Annotated in this window: 18 protein-coding genes; 8 read left to right on the top strand and 10 right to left on the bottom strand. The window is 72.7% G+C overall.

What is annotated here, in order from left to right:
• Positions 1–29: 29 nt before the first annotated feature.
• The 3 genes from ACZ7IF_RS06220 to ACZ7IF_RS06210 form a co-directional block, all read right to left on the bottom strand.
• Positions 30–770 (bottom strand): class I SAM-dependent methyltransferase, encoded by a 741-nt coding sequence (locus tag ACZ7IF_RS06220; protein WP_470963867.1) that lies wholly within the window; start codon positions 768–770, stop codon positions 30–32.
• Positions 771–1,061: 291 nt separating this feature from the next.
• Positions 1,062–1,829: a response regulator gene (locus ACZ7IF_RS06215; RefSeq protein ID WP_470963864.1), complete on the bottom strand. Its 768-nt coding sequence runs from the start codon at positions 1,827–1,829 to the stop codon at positions 1,062–1,064.
• Between the two features lie 43 nt (positions 1,830–1,872).
• Complete coding sequence (locus ACZ7IF_RS06210; RefSeq protein ID WP_470963861.1) at positions 1,873–3,057, bottom strand: sensor histidine kinase; 1,185 nt, start codon at positions 3,055–3,057, stop codon at positions 1,873–1,875.
• 334 nt (positions 3,058–3,391) lie between these two features.
• Between ACZ7IF_RS06210 and ACZ7IF_RS06205 the strand changes: the two genes are divergently transcribed.
• The 7 genes from ACZ7IF_RS06205 (at position 3,392) to ACZ7IF_RS06175 (ending at position 9,703) form a co-directional block, all read left to right on the top strand.
• Entirely contained in the window at positions 3,392–4,078 is a 687-nt protein-coding gene (locus tag ACZ7IF_RS06205; RefSeq protein WP_470963857.1) for a peptidoglycan-binding domain-containing protein, read from the top strand.
• 42 nt (positions 4,079–4,120) lie between these two features.
• Entirely contained in the window at positions 4,121–4,642 is a 522-nt protein-coding gene (locus ACZ7IF_RS06200; RefSeq protein ID WP_470963854.1) for a hypothetical protein, read from the top strand.
• 5 nt (positions 4,643–4,647) lie between these two features.
• The gene (locus ACZ7IF_RS06195) at positions 4,648–5,646 is read left to right on the top strand and encodes a penicillin-insensitive murein endopeptidase (protein WP_470963851.1); all 999 of its coding nucleotides are present in this window, start codon (positions 4,648–4,650) and stop codon (positions 5,644–5,646) included.
• Positions 5,647–5,675: 29 nt separating this feature from the next.
• Positions 5,676–6,074 carry a hypothetical protein gene (locus ACZ7IF_RS06190; protein ID WP_470963848.1) on the top strand — a complete coding sequence of 133 codons (399 nt, stop codon included), beginning with the start codon at positions 5,676–5,678 and terminating at the stop codon, positions 6,072–6,074.
• Between the two features lie 142 nt (positions 6,075–6,216).
• Positions 6,217–7,893, top strand: a complete 1,677-nt coding sequence (locus tag ACZ7IF_RS06185) for an NAD(P)/FAD-dependent oxidoreductase (RefSeq protein ID WP_470963845.1) — start codon at positions 6,217–6,219, stop codon at positions 7,891–7,893.
• Entirely contained in the window at positions 7,890–9,353 is a 1,464-nt protein-coding gene (locus ACZ7IF_RS06180) for an ATP-binding protein (protein ID WP_470963841.1), read from the top strand. Before ACZ7IF_RS06185 ends, ACZ7IF_RS06180 begins: the two co-directional genes overlap by 4 nt.
• Positions 9,350–9,703: a UBP-type zinc finger domain-containing protein gene (locus tag ACZ7IF_RS06175; RefSeq protein ID WP_470963838.1), complete on the top strand. Its 354-nt coding sequence runs from the start codon at positions 9,350–9,352 to the stop codon at positions 9,701–9,703. Before ACZ7IF_RS06180 ends, ACZ7IF_RS06175 begins: the two co-directional genes overlap by 4 nt.
• Here the strand turns inward: ACZ7IF_RS06175 and ACZ7IF_RS06170 are convergent.
• Both ACZ7IF_RS06170 and ACZ7IF_RS06165 read right to left on the bottom strand, forming a co-directional pair.
• Positions 9,612–10,574 (bottom strand): aldo/keto reductase, encoded by a 963-nt coding sequence (locus tag ACZ7IF_RS06170; protein ID WP_470963834.1) that lies wholly within the window; start codon positions 10,572–10,574, stop codon positions 9,612–9,614. The two genes, ACZ7IF_RS06175 and ACZ7IF_RS06170, sit on opposite strands and share 92 nt — an antisense overlap.
• A 15-nt stretch (positions 10,575–10,589) precedes the next feature.
• Complete coding sequence (locus ACZ7IF_RS06165) at positions 10,590–11,543, bottom strand: NAD-dependent epimerase/dehydratase family protein (protein WP_470963831.1); 954 nt, start codon at positions 11,541–11,543, stop codon at positions 10,590–10,592.
• A 70-nt stretch (positions 11,544–11,613) separates the two neighbouring features.
• Here ACZ7IF_RS06165 and ACZ7IF_RS06160 point away from each other — a divergent pair, with 70 nt between their 5' ends.
• Entirely contained in the window at positions 11,614–12,522 is a 909-nt protein-coding gene (locus tag ACZ7IF_RS06160; protein WP_470963828.1) for a LysR family transcriptional regulator, read from the top strand.
• 16 nt (positions 12,523–12,538) lie between these two features.
• On the opposite strand, the gene ACZ7IF_RS06155 is transcribed toward ACZ7IF_RS06160, so the two are convergent.
• The 5 genes from ACZ7IF_RS06155 to ACZ7IF_RS06135 are packed head-to-tail and all read right to left on the bottom strand — an operon-like array spanning position 12,539 to position 17,420.
• On the bottom strand, positions 12,539–13,024 hold the full coding sequence (locus ACZ7IF_RS06155) for a dihydrofolate reductase (RefSeq protein ID WP_470963825.1): 486 nt from the start codon (positions 13,022–13,024) through the stop codon (positions 12,539–12,541).
• Positions 13,021–13,818, bottom strand: a complete 798-nt coding sequence (locus ACZ7IF_RS06150) for a thymidylate synthase (RefSeq protein WP_470963823.1) — start codon at positions 13,816–13,818, stop codon at positions 13,021–13,023. The genes ACZ7IF_RS06155 and ACZ7IF_RS06150 overlap by 4 nt, the downstream gene beginning before the upstream one ends.
• 50 nt (positions 13,819–13,868) lie before the next feature.
• Positions 13,869–14,984, bottom strand: coding sequence for an LLM class flavin-dependent oxidoreductase (locus ACZ7IF_RS06145; RefSeq protein ID WP_470963820.1), 1,116 nt, complete (start codon positions 14,982–14,984; stop codon positions 13,869–13,871).
• A gap of 10 nt (positions 14,985–14,994) precedes the next feature.
• A complete protein-coding gene (locus ACZ7IF_RS06140) occupies positions 14,995–16,041 on the bottom strand; it encodes an LLM class flavin-dependent oxidoreductase (RefSeq protein ID WP_470963817.1) in 1,047 nt (348 codons plus the stop codon).
• On the bottom strand, positions 16,038–17,420 hold the full coding sequence (locus ACZ7IF_RS06135) for an NtaA/DmoA family FMN-dependent monooxygenase (protein ID WP_470963814.1): 1,383 nt from the start codon (positions 17,418–17,420) through the stop codon (positions 16,038–16,040). Before ACZ7IF_RS06135 ends, ACZ7IF_RS06140 begins: the two co-directional genes overlap by 4 nt.
• Positions 17,421–17,441: the final 21 nt, after the last annotated feature.

The raw sequence follows: 17,441 nt of genomic DNA, 5'->3' as shown, positions 1-17,441 counted from the left end.
AGGGCCGGGCCGGCGTCGTGAGCCCCCGGTCAGGCGGTGCAGCGGATCATGGTCAGCGGCCGGTTGGCGGTGTAGTCGGCCCAGTACTCCTCGCCGTACTTCTCCACCCCGGCGTCCGAGACTTCGAGGGTGACCCACTCGATCCCGGTGAATCCGGCCGCCTTCAGGGTCTGCTCGTACGTCTCCTTCGAGGGAGTGGTGGCCTCGAAGGAGACCGGCGGGTCGAGCAGGGCGGTGAGCCGGATTCCGCTGCCGATCTCGTTGTCCTTGCCGGTCGATTCGAGCAGGAACCCGTACTTCTCCAGCGACGGGCCGCCGAAGTCGTAGCCGGGGTCCTGCACGAACAGGTTGAACGAGCCGCCGGCGACGAGGCTGCGCCGGATGTTGCGCATCATCCGCTCGATCTCGGCGACGTCGCCCGCGTAGTTGAACGCCTGCACGGCGATGGCCACGTCGAACGGCCGGTCGAACTCGCGCAGGGTGGTCGTGTCCGCGACCTCGTAGTCGATGCCGAGGGGCTCGGCTCCCTCGATCGCCTTGGCCGCGTCGACCATCGCGCCGGAGATGTCGAAACCGAAGACCCGGGACGCGCCGCGGCGCTTGAGCTCACGGCTGTAGAAGCCGGTGCCGCAGGCGATGTCGAGCACGGACTTTCCGGTGACGTCGCCGACCAGGGCGAGGAAGCCCGGCACCTCGGCGTAGCGGATGACGGGCAGGGTCTTGAAACCTTCGAACGCTTCACCGATGCCGTCGTACAGCTGACCACTCATCGCAGTGGTTCCCCCTCGTTCTGTGGCGTCGGCTCCCATGACGAGCCGCGGCCCTCGGCGGGAAGTCTGCTCCGTGGGCCAGCGGACTTCGTACTGGCGGAACGCACGAACCTGCTGGTGGTGTCACCGAGGTGCACACAAAGGAACGCGGCTCTTTCGGGCCGGGGACCTCCGCCCCAACGGACGTCCCGCGTCCGGGGATCGGGTGCCGGCCGGGGGCGGCGGCCGCCCCGCCGCGGTCTTCCGCTTCCCCTGAGATGATCAAGGAATGCCGTGGGCCGCGGGTCTTCATCACCTTCCGCTTCGGCACTGCCGGAGCGCGCGGACGCCGGACAGCCCCAGGGCGGGGACCGCGCCGGCACGGGCCGCCGACGGGCCGGACGGGGGCGCGGCGTGACTCCCGTCACCCGCGCCCGGCACCACCAGTCCGGCTTCGTACGCGACGGCGACCGCCTGCGCACGGCTGCGCAACCCCAGTTTGGTCATCGTGCGGTGCAGATGCGTCTTGACGGTGGCCTCCGTGACGACGAGCTCGGCGGCGATCTCGTCGTTGCCGAGCCCCCTGGCCACCAGCCGCAGCACGTCCTGTTCCCGGTTGGTGAGCAGGGACAGGCTGTGGCCGTCGACGCACGGCCCCTCGGTGCGCGTGCTGTAGGCCTCGATGAGTCGCCGGGTCACGGCGGGCGCGAACAGCATGTCGCCGCCGGCGATCGTGGTCACCGCGGAGATCAGCCGCTCCGGCGGGGTGTCCTTGAGGAGGAAGCCGCTCGCGCCCGCGCGCAGCGCCGCGTACACGTACTCGTCCACGTCGAAGGTGGTGAGCACGATGATGCGCGACCGGGTGCCCTGCTGGCCGGCGAGGATGCGTTCGGCCGCGGTGATGCCGTCGATGCCCGGGAGGCGGATGTCCATGAGGATCACGTCGGGCCGGCGGGCCAGCGCGGCGGCCACCGCGGACTCGCCGTCCGAGGCCTCCGCGACCCCGGTGAATCCGGGTGCGGCACGCAGGAGTGCGGCGATGCCTCCCCTGATCAGGTCCTGATCGTCGACAACGAGCACGTCCGTCACTGTCGTCCCCCTCATGTCCGGTCACGGCCGGGCGCTACGCGTCCTCCGGGAGCTCCGAGCCGGTCGGAAGGGAGAGACGGACCTCGAATCCCCCTTCACCCAGAGGCCCGGCGGACAGCCTGCCGCCGCAGATCCTCACCCGTTCCCGCATGCCGATCAACCCGTGCCCGGAAGCCGGAGGAGCGATGGCCGGTTTCCCCTCGCCCCCGTCGTCGCGCACCAGGATGGTCAACCGGTCGGCGAAATAGGCGATATGCACCTCCACACGGGCGCAACGCGCGTGTTTCACCACATTGGTGAGCGCCTCCTGGAGTACCCGGTAGGCACATACCTCAAGGCCCGGATCGAGTTTCCGGGGCAGGCCGGTTGTCCGTATGTCGACGCTCACTCCCGCCGCCCCGACCCGCCTGGCGAGCTCCCCCACCCGGCTGAGTTCCGGCAGCGGGCCGAGCGGCGCGGCCGACGGGTCGCCCTCCGGGCCGAGGTCGACCCGGAGCACGGTGAGCAGCCGGCGCAGGTCGTTCAGGGCGTCGCGGCTGGCGCCCGCGATCGTGGTGAGTGCCGACCGGGCGGTGGCGGGGTCCGAGGCGAAGACGTAGTCGGCGAGACCCGCCTGGACGGAGATCACCGACATGTGGTGGGCGACCACGTCGTGCAGCTCGCGCGCGATGTGGATCCGCTCGTCGACCACCGCGCGCCGGGCCCGTTCGCGCTGCTCGTGGGCGAGCGCCTCAGTGAGCCTCACCAGTTCGAGGTTCTGCAGGGCGACCTGGCGCCGTCCGTGGCCGAAGGCCAGGCAGACGACCGGGACGATCACCGCCTGTCCGATGACCAGCAGCAGGCTGAGGCGGCCCGCGAACCCGCTGTACAGCACGGCCGCCGCGCCGAGCAGGGCCCCGGGCGCCGATACCCGCAGCGGGCACCGGGACGCCGCGTTGACCAGGGCGACGGTGATCGCCCACCAGTTCAGCGACGGCTGGTAGCCGGCGGCGAGGTAGAGCGAGTAGCCGAGGCAGCAGGCGGTCAGCGCCGTCATGGGCCGGGCCCGCCGGACGACGAGCGGCAGCGCGGTGAGGCAGGTGAGCAGGTACGCCGGGGCGTCGAACGACGCCCGGTCGGCATGCGGGTACTCCTCCCCCGCGACGCACCCGCCCACCGCGAGGACGACGGGGAGCGCGCTGTCGAGAAGGACTTGCCGAAGGCGTGACCGGGTGCTCATCGCTGGAAGGTACGCGGATCCGCCGGGGGCGTCGTCCACCGTGGGGTTGATGTCCGCGGGGCCGGCCGGGCGGTCCGGTCCCCGTCAACCCGGGGGTGGGCCCGGACGTCAACCTCCGGGTTGAGGCGCGTCCGCGCGTCAACTCCCGGACGTACGGGAGCCGTCGCAAAGCTCCACCCGGCAGCGGACGTACGGGTGCCGGGCCCGCTCCTAGCCTTCCAACCGTCAACTCCGGCAGCCACCGGGGGCCGAAGGTCCCGGTCGCCTTCTCGAGGAGCCTTGAGTGAGAGCAATTTCCGCTGTCCGAATACCGTTTCTGGCCAGCGGGGGCGCGATGGCAGCCCTGCTGGTGCCGATGGCGGGCGCGTCGGACGCGTACGCCCTCGACCAGGTCCGCGTGGAGCAGTCCAACCTGGCGGGGCTGGGCTACCTGGCGGCGGGCCGGGTGGACGGGGTCGACGGACCCGCGACCCGGGCCGCGCTGAAGGACTTCCAGGGCGACAACGGCCTGGACGCGGACGGCAAGTACGGTGCGCGCAGCGAACTCGCCCTGCACCGCCGGATCGAGGCCGTGCAGGCCAAGGCCGGGGTCCCGGCCGACGGGGTCTTCGGCGCGGGCACCAGATCGGCCGTCAAGCGGTGGCAGAGCGCCCACGGGCTCGGCGCCGACGGGACCGCGGGGCCGGCGACGATGTCCGCGATGGGAGTGGCCCGCACCGTCAGGATCGCGGCACAGAAGCAGTTCGGCGCGCACGGCTGGACCGTGTCGGCGCAGTTCGGCTGCCTGAACGACCTCTGGAACGGCGAGAGCGACTGGCGGGTGTACGCCACCAATCCGAGCAGCGGGGCCTACGGGATCCCCCAGGCGCTGCCGGCCACCAAGATGGCGAGCGCCGGCGCCGACTGGAAGACCGATCCGGCCACCCAGATCAAGTGGGGCCTGAAGTACATCGACGACCGGTACGGGACGCCCTGCAACGCGTACAAGGCCTGGAAGTCCCGCTCGCCGCACTGGTACTAGACCTTCTCCGCACGTACCCCGACCACCTCCGAGGAGTCCACCATGCGCACCATGCACCGCTTCGCCCTGACCGCGGGCGCCATCGGCGCGGCCACCGTACTGGCCCTGCCCGGCAACGCCTTCGCCGTCTCCAAGCTGTCCCAGTCACAGGCGGCGTCCCAGCTGCGGGCCGCCGGGGTCACCTGGTCGTCCAGCGGCAACTGCACCGACCCCAGGAAGAACACCTGCACCTCCTTCGAGCAGATCAACCAGGCCACCGTCACCGGGCTCAAGACCCTCAAGAGCGCGAGCAAGTGCGCGGTCACCGTCACCGGAGGCACCGAGGTCGGCCACGACCGCACCTTCCGGTACAGCCACGAGAAGGGTTTCAAGGCGGACATCAACCCCGCCGAATGCATCACCAACTACATCATGCGCAGCTTCACGCGCATCGCCCCCAGGGGCACCTACCCCCGTTACCGGTCCTCGGCGGGCAACGTCTACACCTGGGAGAAGAGCAAGAACCACTGGGACATCACCTTCTGCGACGGCATCGCGGCCTGCACGGCCGAGGCCGGCAGGTGACCGCGGTGCCCCTGCCCCGGACCCCCCGGAGGACAACGGCGCTGCGCGCCGCCCTCGTCGTCCCGGCCGCCGTCCTGATGGCGTTCGCCGGTCCCGCTCAGGAATCCCTCGCCTACGGGCGCGCCCAGTACCCCGCGCAGTCCGCGGGCAACCGGGGCACCGACGTCCTGGCCCTCCAGCGGCTGCTCGTCTCGAAGGGGCAGTCCGCCCCGGCCGACGGCGTGTTCGGGGCGTCGACCACCGCCGCCGTGAAGCGCTTCCAGGCCTCCCGCGGGCTCGCCGCCGACGGTGTCGTCGGCGCCGGCACCTGGGCGGCCCTGGCCCCGACGCTGAAGGAGGGGGCCTCGGGGCCCGCCGTGCACGCCCTGCAGAGCGAGCTCAACGCCAAGACCGGGGCAGGCCTCGGGGTGGACGGGGCGTTCGGCGCCGGGACCAGGGCGGCGGTGCGCAGGTTCCAGGCCGGCGCGGGGCTGACCGCCGACGGCATCGTGGGCCCGGCGACCTGGAAGAACCTGCTCTGGCACTACGAGCGCGTCACCTTCTCCGGCAACAACCTGTGCGACCAGAACCCGGACGGGAACAAGACGGCGAACTGGGGCACGGCCGCCGCCGTCGCCCAGCTGGAGGCCGCCGGACGCGCCTTCGCCTCCGCCGGCCGCGGCAGGATCCCGGTGGGCGACCTCGGGCTCGAACTGGGCGGGAACATACCCGGCCACGCCAGCCACGAGCAGGGCCTGGACGCGGACCTCTGGCCCGTCCGCGACGACGGCGCGCAGTGCACCGCCGCCCGGATCACGTGGAAGTCCGCCGCCTACGACCGGGCGGCCACGCGCCGCCTCGTCCAGGAGATCCGCCGGGCCGCGCCCGGGCACGTCAAGACCGTCTTCTTCAACGACCCCCAGCTGATCGCCGAAGGCCTGACCACCTCGTGGGCGGGCCATGACAACCACCTGCACGTGCGCTACTGCGAGCCCGCGCACTCCAGCGCCGGCTACCGGTGCTGAGTCCCGCCCACTGTGAGGAGAACACCGTCTTGAACACCACCCGAACCACCACGGTCGCCGCCGCCGGGATCACCGCCGCGGCAGGCCTGCTGGCGCTCTCCGTGGCTCCGGCCTCGGCGGCCGCGCCCCACGGCTGCGCCTCGTCCGGCGTCTGCTTCTACCTGAAGACGGCGGACTACAACGCCAACCGCCCCACCGCGACGTACAAGGACGTCACCAGCGGCTTCCAGACCCTGGGGGCGCGCGGCAAGGGGGCGAAGGCCGTCGTCAACAACCGCGGCGGCCGGGTCCAGATCCGCTACCTCGACGGCGGGCGCTCGTACACGGCCTGCCTCGACGCGCGGGTGACCTGGGCCCCGGTGCAGTCCGCGTTCACGGTGACCGCCGTGAGGCTGGAGACCCCCTCGGCCTGCCCGCCCCGCCCCTGAGGGCCGGGGAACACCGCGGGCCGGGGTACCAGGGCGCCCGGAGCCGGGGCGGGGCGGGTGTCGGGGGCACCCGCGCCGCCGGCTCCGGGCGCCCGCCGCGCCCCCGGAGCGGTCCCGGCCCGTCGAACATACGATGGGCGCTATGGCACAGGCCGTGGAGACCGCGCGGACCGTCATCCTGACCGTGGACGACGACCCGGGCGTCTCCCGCGCCATCGCCCGTGACCTGCGGCGCCGCTACGGAGCCGGGTACCGGATCGTGCGCGCCGAGTCCGGCGAGTCCGCGCTGGAGGCGCTGCGCGAGCTGAAGCTGCGCGGCGACCTGGTGGCCGTGATCCTCGCCGACTACCGCATGCCCCGGATGAACGGCATCGAGTTCCTCGAACAGGCCCTGAACGTGTACCCGGGCGCGCGGCGCGTGCTGCTGACCGCGTACGCGGACACGAACGCGGCGATCGACGCGATCAACGTGGTCGACCTCGACCACTACCTGCTCAAGCCCTGGGACCCGCCGGAGGAGAAGCTCTACCCGGTCCTGGACGACCTGCTCACGGCCTGGCGCTCCAGCGACTACCGGCCGGTGCCCGCCACCAAGGTGGTCGGGCACCGCTGGTCGGCCCCGTCCTCGCGCGTGCGGGAGTTCCTGGCCCGCAACCAGGTGCCGTACCGCTGGTACTCCTCCGACGAACCCGAGGGCCGGCGGCTGCTGGAGGCGGCCGGGGCCGACGGTCAGCACCTGCCGCTGGTGGTCACTCCGGAGGGCACCGCGCTGATCGAGCCGGAGACGGCCGAGCTGGCGGCCCACGTGGGGCTCGCCACGACCCCGGCGGCCGAGTTCTACGACCTCGTGGTGATCGGCGGCGGCCCGGCCGGGCTCGGCGCGGCGGTGTACGGGGCCTCCGAGGGGCTGCGTACCGTGCTGGTCGAGCGGTCGGCGACCGGCGGGCAGGCCGGCCAGAGCTCCCGCATCGAGAACTACCTCGGCTTCCCGGACGGGGTCTCGGGCGCGCAGCTGACGGAACGCGCCCGCCGTCAGGCCGCCCGCTTCGGCGCCGAGATCCTCACCGCCCGCGAGGTCACGGGCCTGGAGGTCAGGGGTCCGGCGCGGGTGGTCCGCTTCTCCGACGGTTCGGCGGTCGCCGCGCACAGCGTCATCCTGGCGACCGGTGTCTCGTACCGGCAGCTGGCGGCGCCCGGCTGCGACGAGCTGACCGGCCGGGGGGTGTACTACGGCTCCTCGCTCACGGAGGCGGCCTCCTGCGCGGGACAGGACGTGTACATCGTGGGCGGCGCCAACTCGGCCGGGCAGGCGGCGCTGTACCTGGCGCGGGGCGCGAAGTCGGTGACGCTGCTGGTGCGCGGGGAGTCGCTGACAACCTCGATGTCGTACTACCTGGTCCAGCAGATCGAGGAGGCCGCGAACATCACGGTGCGCACCCGGACCGTCGTCGAGGCGGCGCACGGTGACGAACACCTGGAGCGGCTGGCACTGCGGGACGTGGACAGCGGCGCGACGGAACTGGTGGACGCCCAGTACGTGTTCGTGTTCATCGGCGCGGCCCCGCTGACCGACTGGCTGGACGGCACGGTGCTGCGCGACGAGCACGGCTTCATCCTGGCCGGGCCGGACCTGACGCCGGACGGGCGGCCGCCGCCCGAGTGGGAGCCGGACCGGCTCCCGTACCACCTGGAGACCAACGTTCCCGGCGTGTTCGTGGCGGGCGACGCGCGCGCCCGGTCCGCGAAGCGCGTCGCGTCCGCCGTCGGAGAGGGAGCCATGGCCGTCATGCTCGTCCACCGGTACCTGGAGCAGCCGTGAACGGGCAGGGCGGCGGGCAGGTCCTGCCCTGCGCGCCGCACGAGATCGCTTCCCTGTTCCTGTTCGAGGCACTGTCCCCGGAGCAGCTCGGGCGGCTGTGCCGGGAGGGGCGGGTGGAGCGCTTCGAGGCCGGTCCGGTGTACACCGAGGGCGACCCCGCCACCTGCTTCTACGTGATGATCGAGGGCACCGTCGTACTGTCGCGGCGGGTCGGCGGCGACGACGTCGAGGTGAGCCGCACCTCGCAGCGCGGTGTGTACTCGGGCGCGATGCAGGCCTATCTGGGCGAGCGGGTGCCCCAGACGTACACCAACTCGATGCGGGTGACGGAGCCCACGCGTTTCTTCGTGCTCCCCGCGCAGTCGTTCGCGGACGTCATGCGGGAGTGGTTCCCGATGGCGGCGCACCTGCTGGAGGGGCTGTTCTTCGGTTCGAGGAACACCCAGCGGGCCATCGGGCAGCGTGAACGCCTCCTGGCGCTCGGTTCGCTGTCCGCCGGCCTCACCCACGAGCTGAACAATCCGGCCGCGGCGGCCGTCCGGGCCACGGCGACGCTGCGCGAGCGGGTCGGCAAGATGCGGCACAAGCTGGCGCACATCTCCCAGGGCCAGTACTCGCGCGAGGCGATCGCCGATCTCATCGAGATCCAGGAGCGCACGGTCGAACGGGTCGCGAAGGCCCCGGTGCTGAGCCCGCTGGAGGCCTCCGACCGGGAGGACGAGCTGGCCGACTGGCTGGAGGACCACGGCTTCCCGGAGGGCTGGCGGATCGCGCCGGCCTTCGTACAGGCCGGGCTGGACACGGACTGGCTGGAGCAGGTCGCGGCGGCCGTGGCCGGGGAGCTGCTGCCGGCCGCGATCGGCTGGCTCGGCTACACGGTCGAGACCGAGCTGTTGATGGCCGAGATCGAGGACTCCACGGCCCGCATCTCCCACCTCGTCGACGCGGCCAAGCAGTACTCGCAGCTCGACCGGGCCCCGCACCGGGTCGTGGACGTCCACGAGCTCCTCGACAGCACGCTGCTGATGCTGTCCGGCAAGATCGGGCCCGGGGTGCGGGTGGTCAAGGACTACGACCGCTCGGTGCCGGACGTGCCCGCCTATCCGGCCGAGCTCAACCAGGTGTGGACGAACCTGATCGACAACGCCGTGTCGGCCATCGCGGAAACCGGCGGCGAGGGCACGCTGACGGTCCGCACGGCGCGGCAGGGGGACCGGCTGCTGGTCGAGTTCCGCGACACCGGCCCGGGCGTGCCGGCCGAGATCCGCAGCCGCATCTTCGACCCCTTCTTCACCACCAAACCGGTCGGTGAGGGCACCGGGCTCGGCCTGGACATCTCCTGGCGGATCGTGGTCGGCAAGCACCACGGCAGCCTCCAGGTCGAATCCGCCCCGGGCGACACCCGTTTCCAGGTGCTGCTGCCGCTGACCCCACCGGACACCTCCGAGGAGACCGCATGACCGAGATCGACGGGATCGACCCGAGCGTTCCGCCCTCCGGCACGGGCTGCGTCGAGTGCGAGGAGGTGCACGGCTGGTGGTTCCACCTGCGTCGCTGCGCGCAGTGCGGCCACATCGGCTGCTGTGACTCCTCGCCGGCCCAGCACGCCACCGCCCACTGGAAGGCCACCGGCCATCCCCTGGTGCAGAGCTTCGAGCCGGGCGAGGACTGGTTCTGGAACTACGCCACGAACGCCCTCTACCAGGGCGGCCCGCAACTCACCCCGCCGGCCGAGCACCCGCCGACCCAGCCGGCCCCGGGCCCCTCGGAACGGGTCCCGCAGGACTGGACGCAACGGCTGCACCGCTGAACGCCTCCAGCCGCGCCAGCTCCTCGCCGTTCAGCGTGAGCTCCGCCGCCCCGGCCGAGTCGGTGATCGAGGCCGGGCGGCCGGCTCCCGGTACCGGGATGACGGCGCAGGAGCGGGCGAGCAGCCAGGCCAGGGCGATCTGCTGGGGGCTGACGCCGCGCTCGGCCGCGATGCGGTGGAAGGGGGTGCCGGTGGAGGCGGGGCCGGAGGGGCCGTCCAGGGAGCTGCGCGAAATCCCGCCGAGCGGGCTCCAGGGCAGGAAGGCCAGTCCCAGCCGGGCGCTCAGCCGCAGCTCGGCCTCGCCGTCGCGGACGGCGGGCGAGTACTGGTTCTGCACCGAGGCCAGTCCGTCGCCGAGGATCCGGTGTGCCTGGCGGATCTGGGCGGAGGTGACGTTGGAGATTCCCGCGGCGCGGATCGTGCCGGCGTCGAGCAGCTCGCGCAGCGCGCCGACGGACTCCGCCCAGGGAACGGCCGGGTCCGGCTTGTGCAGCTGGTAGAGGCCGATGGCGTCGACGCCCAGGCGCCTGGCGGAGGCTTCGGCGGCGCGCTTGACGTGTGCGGGGGTGGCGTCGACGGTCCAGCTGCCGTCGCCGGGGCGGCCGCGGCCGCCCTTGGTGGCCACCAGGACGTCCGAGGTGTCGCCGCCGTAGCGCGCCAGGGCGCGGGCGATCAGCCGCTCGTTGTGGCCCTCCTCGCCGGCGTGCCAGTGGTAGCTGTCGGCGGTGTCGATGAGTGTGACGCCGGCGTCGAGGGCGGCGTGGACGGTGGCGACGGCCCGTGCTTCGTCGGGGCGGTGCTCGATGGACAGGGGCATGGCGCCGAGGCCGATGGCGCTGACGGTGACGTGGCCGATGGTGCGGTACCGCATGGTGGCTCCTCTTCCTCAGGCGCTGGGTGACGGCCCGGTGGGTGACGGCCCGGTGGTGAGGGCTTCGGCGACGGCGGCGGGCAGCCATTCGGCGGTGCGGGAGAAGCGGAATCCCAGCTCCTTCGCGCGGGAGTTGCTCATGGCGTAGTGACGGTCGAAGGAGAACGGCGACGCGTCCTCGCCCGCCGGGACGGTCCGGTGGACGGGCTCCCGGCCGGTCTGCGCGGCGATGACGGCGACGAGGCCGTGCACGTCGAGCGGGCCGTCGGAGCAGGCGTTGACCGGGCCGGTGAAGCCGGCCGTGGCCGCCCACAGCAGCAGGTCCGCCAGCTCCTCGTGGTGGATGAAGACCGTGGGCAGCGGCTTCGCGTGCACGGTGACCTCCTCGCCCCGGGTGATGCGCCCGGTGTAGTGCGCCAGCCGGCCGGTGAACTCCAGCGCGCCGCCGCCGAGCACGTGGGCACTGCGCACGCCGGCGAACTCGAAGCCGCCGGCGCCGGTGAGGACGGCCTCCGCCTGGCGCTTGCCCTCGGCGTAGTGCGCCTCCAGGTACGCGTGGTCGTGCCAGGGGAGGTCCGGGGCCACCCGCCAGGCGGCCGGGTCCACGATCGATTCCGGCACCGGCGTGCCGACGGGTACGGCCGGCAGGGCGGCGGTCGCGGGGTCGTAGACCTCGATCGTGGAGGTCATGACGTAGCGCCGGGTACGGCCGGCGAAGGCGCGGGCGGCGATGGCGGCCTGCACGGGGGTGTAGCAGACCTGGTCGACCACGACGTCGAAGGTCCGGCCGGCGAGCGCGGCCCCGAGGGCGGCCTCGTCGTTCCGGTCGACGACGAGGTGCTCGACCCCTTCGGGCGGCGGGGTGGAACCGCGGTTGATCACGGTGACCCGGTGCCCCGCGGCGTGCAGGCGCTCGACCAGGAGCCTTCCGAAGTACCGGCTTCCGCCGATGACGATGATCTTTTGCATGCCCTCATCGTGGAGGCCTATCGTCATCAGCAGAAGTCATGATCTGCTGGTTGCGTATTAAGGAAAACTGTTGATCGATGTGCAGCGGCTCCGCATCCTGCGGGCGGTGGCGGAGCACGGCAGTTTCAACCGGGCGGCCACGGCCCTGCGCCTCACCCCTTCGGCCGTCTCCCAGCAGATCGCCGCCCTGGAGCGCGGCCTCGGCGCGCAGGTCGTCGACCGCAGCACCCGCGGCGTCACGCTCACCCGGGCCGGCCGGATCATGGTCGGCGCCGCCGAGACCGTCGCGGCCGAGCTCGAACACGCACGGCAGCAGGTCGACCGGCTCGGCACGGGCCGCACCCGGCTCACCGTGGCCACGTTCACCAGCGGCGGCAGACTGCTGCTGCCGGCCGCGCTGACCCGGCTCACGGCGGAGCACCCCCGCACGGTGATCCACATCAGGGAGGGCGAACCCGAGGACGCCCTGCCGCTGGTCCGTCAGGGAGCCGTGGACCTCGCCCTCGCCTACCACTTCGACGGCCCGCTGCCCGTCGGGCCGGGGGCCGGCTCCGGCCTGGAGTGGACCCCGCTCATGGAGGACCCGCTGTACGTCGTCCTGCCGCGGGGGCACCGGTTCGCCGGACGCGAGGCGCTGGACCTCTCCGAGCTGGCGGGCGAACCCTGGGTGCTCGGCTGCCTGCGCACCGAGGCGTACCTGCGCCGCTACGCGGAGCGCGCCGGCTTCGATCCCGAGGTGCGCGGCACCACCACCGACTACTTCTTCGCGCGCTCGCTCGTCGCCGCGGGCATGGGGATCTCCCTGATCCCCTCCATCGCGCTCGGCCCGGAGATCCCGGGCCTGCGCGCCGTCCCGGTCGCGGCGCCGGGACCGGTCCGCCACATCGGGGCCGCCACGATCGGCCGCGGCGGCCGGCCCCACGTCACGACGCTCGTCCGCGCCCTTCGCGAGCAGGCCGCGCGGCACGGGGGGCGCTGATCCGCCGGCGGTCCGGCTACCGCGTGTACCTGCGGATGCGGTAGCGCAGCCCGGACGTCGAGGAGTGCCAGCCGTCGTCTGCGGCGGCGGTCCATTCCGGGCCGGGTACGGGGGCGTGGGTGTCGCCGTCCACCTGCGTGTCGATCTCGGTCACCGAGAGCACCGTGGCGTGTTCCAGGGCGGCCCGGTAGATCTCGCCGCCGCCGATCACCCACGTCTCGGCGGAGCCGGCCGCGAGCTCCAGGGCCTCGGGGACCGAGCCGGCGCGCACCGCGCCCCCGGCCTCCCACCGCGGGTCGCGGGTGACCACGATGTTGCGCCGGCCGGCGAGCGGGCGGAACCGCGGGGGCAGCGAGTCCCACGTCTTGCGGCCCATCACCACGGGATGGCCGAGGGTGGTGGCCTTGAAGTGCGCCATGTCCTCGGGCAGCCGCCACGGGATCGCGTTGTCCGCGCCGATGACGCCGTCGAGGGTCTGCGCCCAGATCAGTCCGACGCTCATACCGCCACCGGTGCCTTGATGGCCGGGTGGTGCCGGTAGTCGAGCACCTCCACGTCGGCGTAGGCGTAGTCGAAGATCGATTCGGCCTGGCGCAGGCGCAGCCCGGGGAAGTCGTACGGCGTGCGCGAGAGCTGCTCGGTCACCTGCTCGACGTGGTTGTCGTAGATGTGGCAGTCGCCGCCGGTCCAGATGAAGTCACCCGGTTCGAGGCCGGCCTGCTGCGCCACCATGTGGGTGAGCAGGGCGTAGCTCGCGATGTTGAACGGGACGCCGAGGAACAGGTCCGCGCTGCGCTGGTACAGCTGGCAGGAGAGCCTGCCGTCGGCCACGTAGAACTGGAAGAAGGCGTGGCACGGGGCGAGTGCCATCCGGGACAGCTCGGAGACGTTCCAGGCGGAGACGATCATCCGGCGGGAGTCCGGGTCGCGCCGCAGCGTGTCGAGCACCTCGGTGATCTGGTCCACGTGCCGGCCGTCGGGGGTGGGCCAGGACCGCCACTGGACGCCGTAGACCGGTCCGAGCTCACCGTTCTCGTCGGCCCACTCGTCCCAGATGGTGACGCCGTGCTCCCGCAGCCAGCCGACGTTCGAGTCGCCGCGCAGGAACCACAGCAGCTCGTACACGATCGACTTCAGGTGCACCTTCTTGGTGGTGATCAGGGGAAACCCCTGTGAGAGGTCGTAACGCAGCTGGTGCCCGAACACGCTTCGGGTGCCGGTGCCCGTCCGGTCGGCCTTCGCCGTCCCGGAGGTGAGCACAAGCCGCAACAGGTCTTCGTACTGGGTGTCCGCCACAACCGTCGAGTCTACGAGCCCGCGGGTGGTGCCTCGACCAGGGCTGCTCCTCAGCGGCTCTGCCACTCCTCGGCCAGCAGGCGGTAGGAGCGGACCCGGTCGGCGTGGCCGTGCGTGATGGTGGTGATCAGCAACTCGTCCGCCCGCGTGGCCTCCTGGAGCCGCTCCAGGTGGTCGGCGACGGTCCGCGGAGAGCCGACGAACTGGGTGTCCACCCGGTCGGCCACGAGTTTCCGGTCCGCTTCGGTCCAGGGCAGGGCGCGCGCCTCGGCGGGCGTGGGGAAGGGGATGGCGCCCTGGGCGGTGCGGATGCTGCGCACCCAGGGCGCGTATCCGGTGGCCAGTTCGCGGGCGGTCGCGTCGTCCTCGGCGACCACGACGTCGGCGGACACCGTCAGGTACGGCCGGTCCAGCCCGGCCGACGGCTTGAAGGCCGCCCGGTAGCCCTCGGCCGCCTCCAGCACCGAGGCGGGGCTGACGTGGTAGTTCGCCGCGAACCTCAGCCCGCTGCGGCCGGCGGTCTCGGCGCTGACTCCGCCACTGCTCCCCAGGATCCACACCTGTACGTCGGCCCCTTCCCCCGGGACCGCGTGCGCCTCCACCCCCTCCGGGGAGCGGTAGTCCCCCCGCAGCAGTGCGAGGACGTCGTCGACCTGCTCGGCGTAGTCCTGCGGCCGGGCTCCGGGCAGGTTCAGCAGCCGCTGCTGGAGCGCGACCCTCGGGTGGCCCAGCAGGTGCGCGAAGGAGAAGCGCGGCGGGATGCGCAGCCCGTTCGGCGTGTACCCCTCGAAGGGCTCGGCCGCTGCGGGGTCGCGCTGCGGCGGCCGGCCGGCGGAGCGGCCCAGTCCCAGGTCCAGGCGTCCGGGGTGCAGCGCGTCGATCAGGCCGAACTCCTCGACCGTGGAGAGGGCGGTGCGGTGCCCCAGCTGCACGGCTCCGGAGCCGAGCCGGATGGTCGTGGTCGCGGAGGCGGTGAGCGCGAGGACGACCGCCGGGGAGGTCCCGGCGACCCCCGGGTTGAGGTGGTGCTCGGCGAACCAGTAGCGGGCGTAGCCGAACGCCTCCGTCTGCCGGGCGAGGTCGATGCTGTGGTGCAGGGCCTCGGCGGCGGTGGAACCGGACGGGACGGGGACGAGGTCGAGGACCCCGAGGGGGATGCCGGACATGCCGGGCTCCTTACAGGTCGGGGAAGGCGGGGTCGGGGATCTCGCGGCGCAGCACCGGGGCGATCTCCGACTGGAAGAGTTCGAGGGAGGCCCGGTGCTGCGCGGGGGTGAGCCCGCCCGGCTCCGCCTGGAGGTGCAGGGCCGTGTGGCCGAACTCCTCGTGGTAGCGGTGGACCTTCTCGATCACCTGCTGGGGGCTGCCGATGAGGGCCGAGCTCCGCTCGACGAAGTCCTCCAGGGTGGGGAAGACGGGCGGCAGGCCCTGCCGCTCGTGGAAGGCGAGGTAGCGCGCGAACGCCGGCCGGTACGCCGCCGCCGCCTGCTGCGAGGTGGGGGCCGCGTGGTAGCCGGCCGTGCCCGCGCCGACGACGGCGTGTGCCGGGTCGTGTCCGTAGTGCTCCCAGCGCTCGCGGTAGTGGCGGACCAGTTCGGCGTACGGGCCGATCGGGTGGGTGACGTTGGCCGAGAAGAGCGGGTCGCCGTAGCGCGCCGCGAGATCGACGGACTCCCGGCTGGTCGCGCTGCCGTGCCAGACCCGCAGGGCCGGCTGGAGCGGCCTGGGCAGCACCTCCGCGCCGTCCAGGGCGGGGCGGAAGCGCGGCTCGGCGGTCACCTTGTCCTCGCGCCAGATCCGCCGGAACAGCTCGTAGCCCTCGGCGTTGCGCTCCCACTGGTCCTCGGGGGTCACGTGGAACAGCTCCCGCTGCGCGGTGCCGTTGCCCTTGCCGATCATCAGCTCCAGGCGGCCGTCGCTGAGGTGGTCGAGGGTCGCGTAGTCCTCGTACGCCCGCACCGGGTCCAGCAGGCTCAGCGTGGTCACGGCGGTGAACAGCCGGATCCGGCGGGTCAGGGCGGCGATGTGGCCGAGCACCACGGGCGGCGAGGACGACAGGAACGGCCGCTCGTGGCGCTCGCCGACCCCGAAGCCGTCGAAGCCGAGCTCCTCCGCGAGCAGTGCGGCGGAGACGACCTCGCGGAACCGCTCGCGGGTGGGTGTGGGGGCTCCGGTCGCCGGATCCGCGGAGTCCGTGATCAGGGTGACGGCGAGGAACTTCACGAGGCCGCGGCCTGCCGGGACACCGCTTCGGCGCCGGGCACGGAGAGCCCGAGGTGGTCGCGCAGGGTGCTGCCCTCGTACTCGGTGCGGAAGACCCCGCGTTCCTGGAGCAGCGGTACGACGGTGTCGGCGAAGACGTCCAGGCCGCCCGGGGTGATGTGGGGAACCAGGATGAACCCGTCGGCGGCGTCCGCCTGCACCAGGTCGTTGATCGCCCCGGCGACCGTGGCGGCGGAGCCCACGAAGGTCTGGCGGGAGGTGGTCGCGATGACGAGCTCGCGGATCGACAGGTTCTTGGCGCGGGCGAGCTCGCGCCACTGCCGGGCGGTTTCGAGCGGGTCGCGGAACTGGCGGACGCTGGCCCGGCCGAGGGCGATGGTGTTCTCGCCGGGGTCGGGGTCGATGCCGGGCAGCGGCCCGTCGGGGTCGTAGGCGGACAGGTCGCGGTTCCAGACGTGCTCCAGGTATTTGATCGCGGTCTGCCCGCTGACCTGGAGGCGGCGTACCTCGTGCGCGGTCTCGTGCGCCTCGGCGTCGGTGTCGCCGAGTACGAAGGTGGCCGCGGGCAGGATCTTCAACTGGTCGGGCGTGCGCCCGTACCGGGAGAGGCGGCCCTTGACGTCCGCGTAGAACCGCCGCCCCTCGTCGAGCGTCCCGTACCGGCCGAAGATCGCGTCGGCACTGGAGGCGGCGAACTCTCGTCCCTCGTCGGAGTCGCCCGCCTGGAAGAACACGGGCCGGCCCTGCGGGCTGCGCGGCACGTTGAAGTGGCCCTCGATGTCGAAGTGCTGTCCGCGGTGGGTGAAGGCCCCCGCCCGCGCGTCCCGCAGGAAGGCGCCCGACACCGGGTCGGCGACGATCTCGGTGCCGTCCCAGGAGTCGAACAGCTCGGTCGCGGTGGCCAGGAACTCCTTCGCGCGGGAGTAGCGCTCCTCGCGGGGCAGGAACCCGCCCCGCCGGAAGTTCTCCCCGGTGAAGGCGTCCCAGGAGGTCACCACGTTCCACGCGGCGCGCCCGGCGGACAGGTGGTCGAGGCTGGCGAACTGGCGGGCCACCTCGTAGGGCTCGTTGAAGGTGGAGTTGATGGTCCCGGTCAGGCCCAGGCGTTCGGTGACGGCGGCGAGCGCGGCGAGCACGGTGAACGTGTCGGGACGGCCGACCACGTCCAGGTCGTAGATCCGCCCGCCCTGTTCGCGCAGCCTCAGTCCCTCGGCGAGGAAGAGGAAGTCGAACTTGGCGCGCTCGGCGGTCCGCGCGAAGTGGACGAAGGAGTCGAAGTCGATGTGGCTGCCGGCCGCCGGGTCGCTCCACACGGTGGTGTTGTTGACGCCGGGGAAGTGGGCCGCGAGATGGATCTCCTTGAGCGGCTCGTTGCTCATGAAGGGTCCTTCCGGGTCCGG

The sequence above is a fragment of the Streptomyces sp. NPDC037421 genome, from assembly GCF_055602105.1.
The sequence above is the reverse complement of the archived record's forward strand: the minus strand, read 5'-3'. Positions and strand labels throughout refer to the sequence as shown.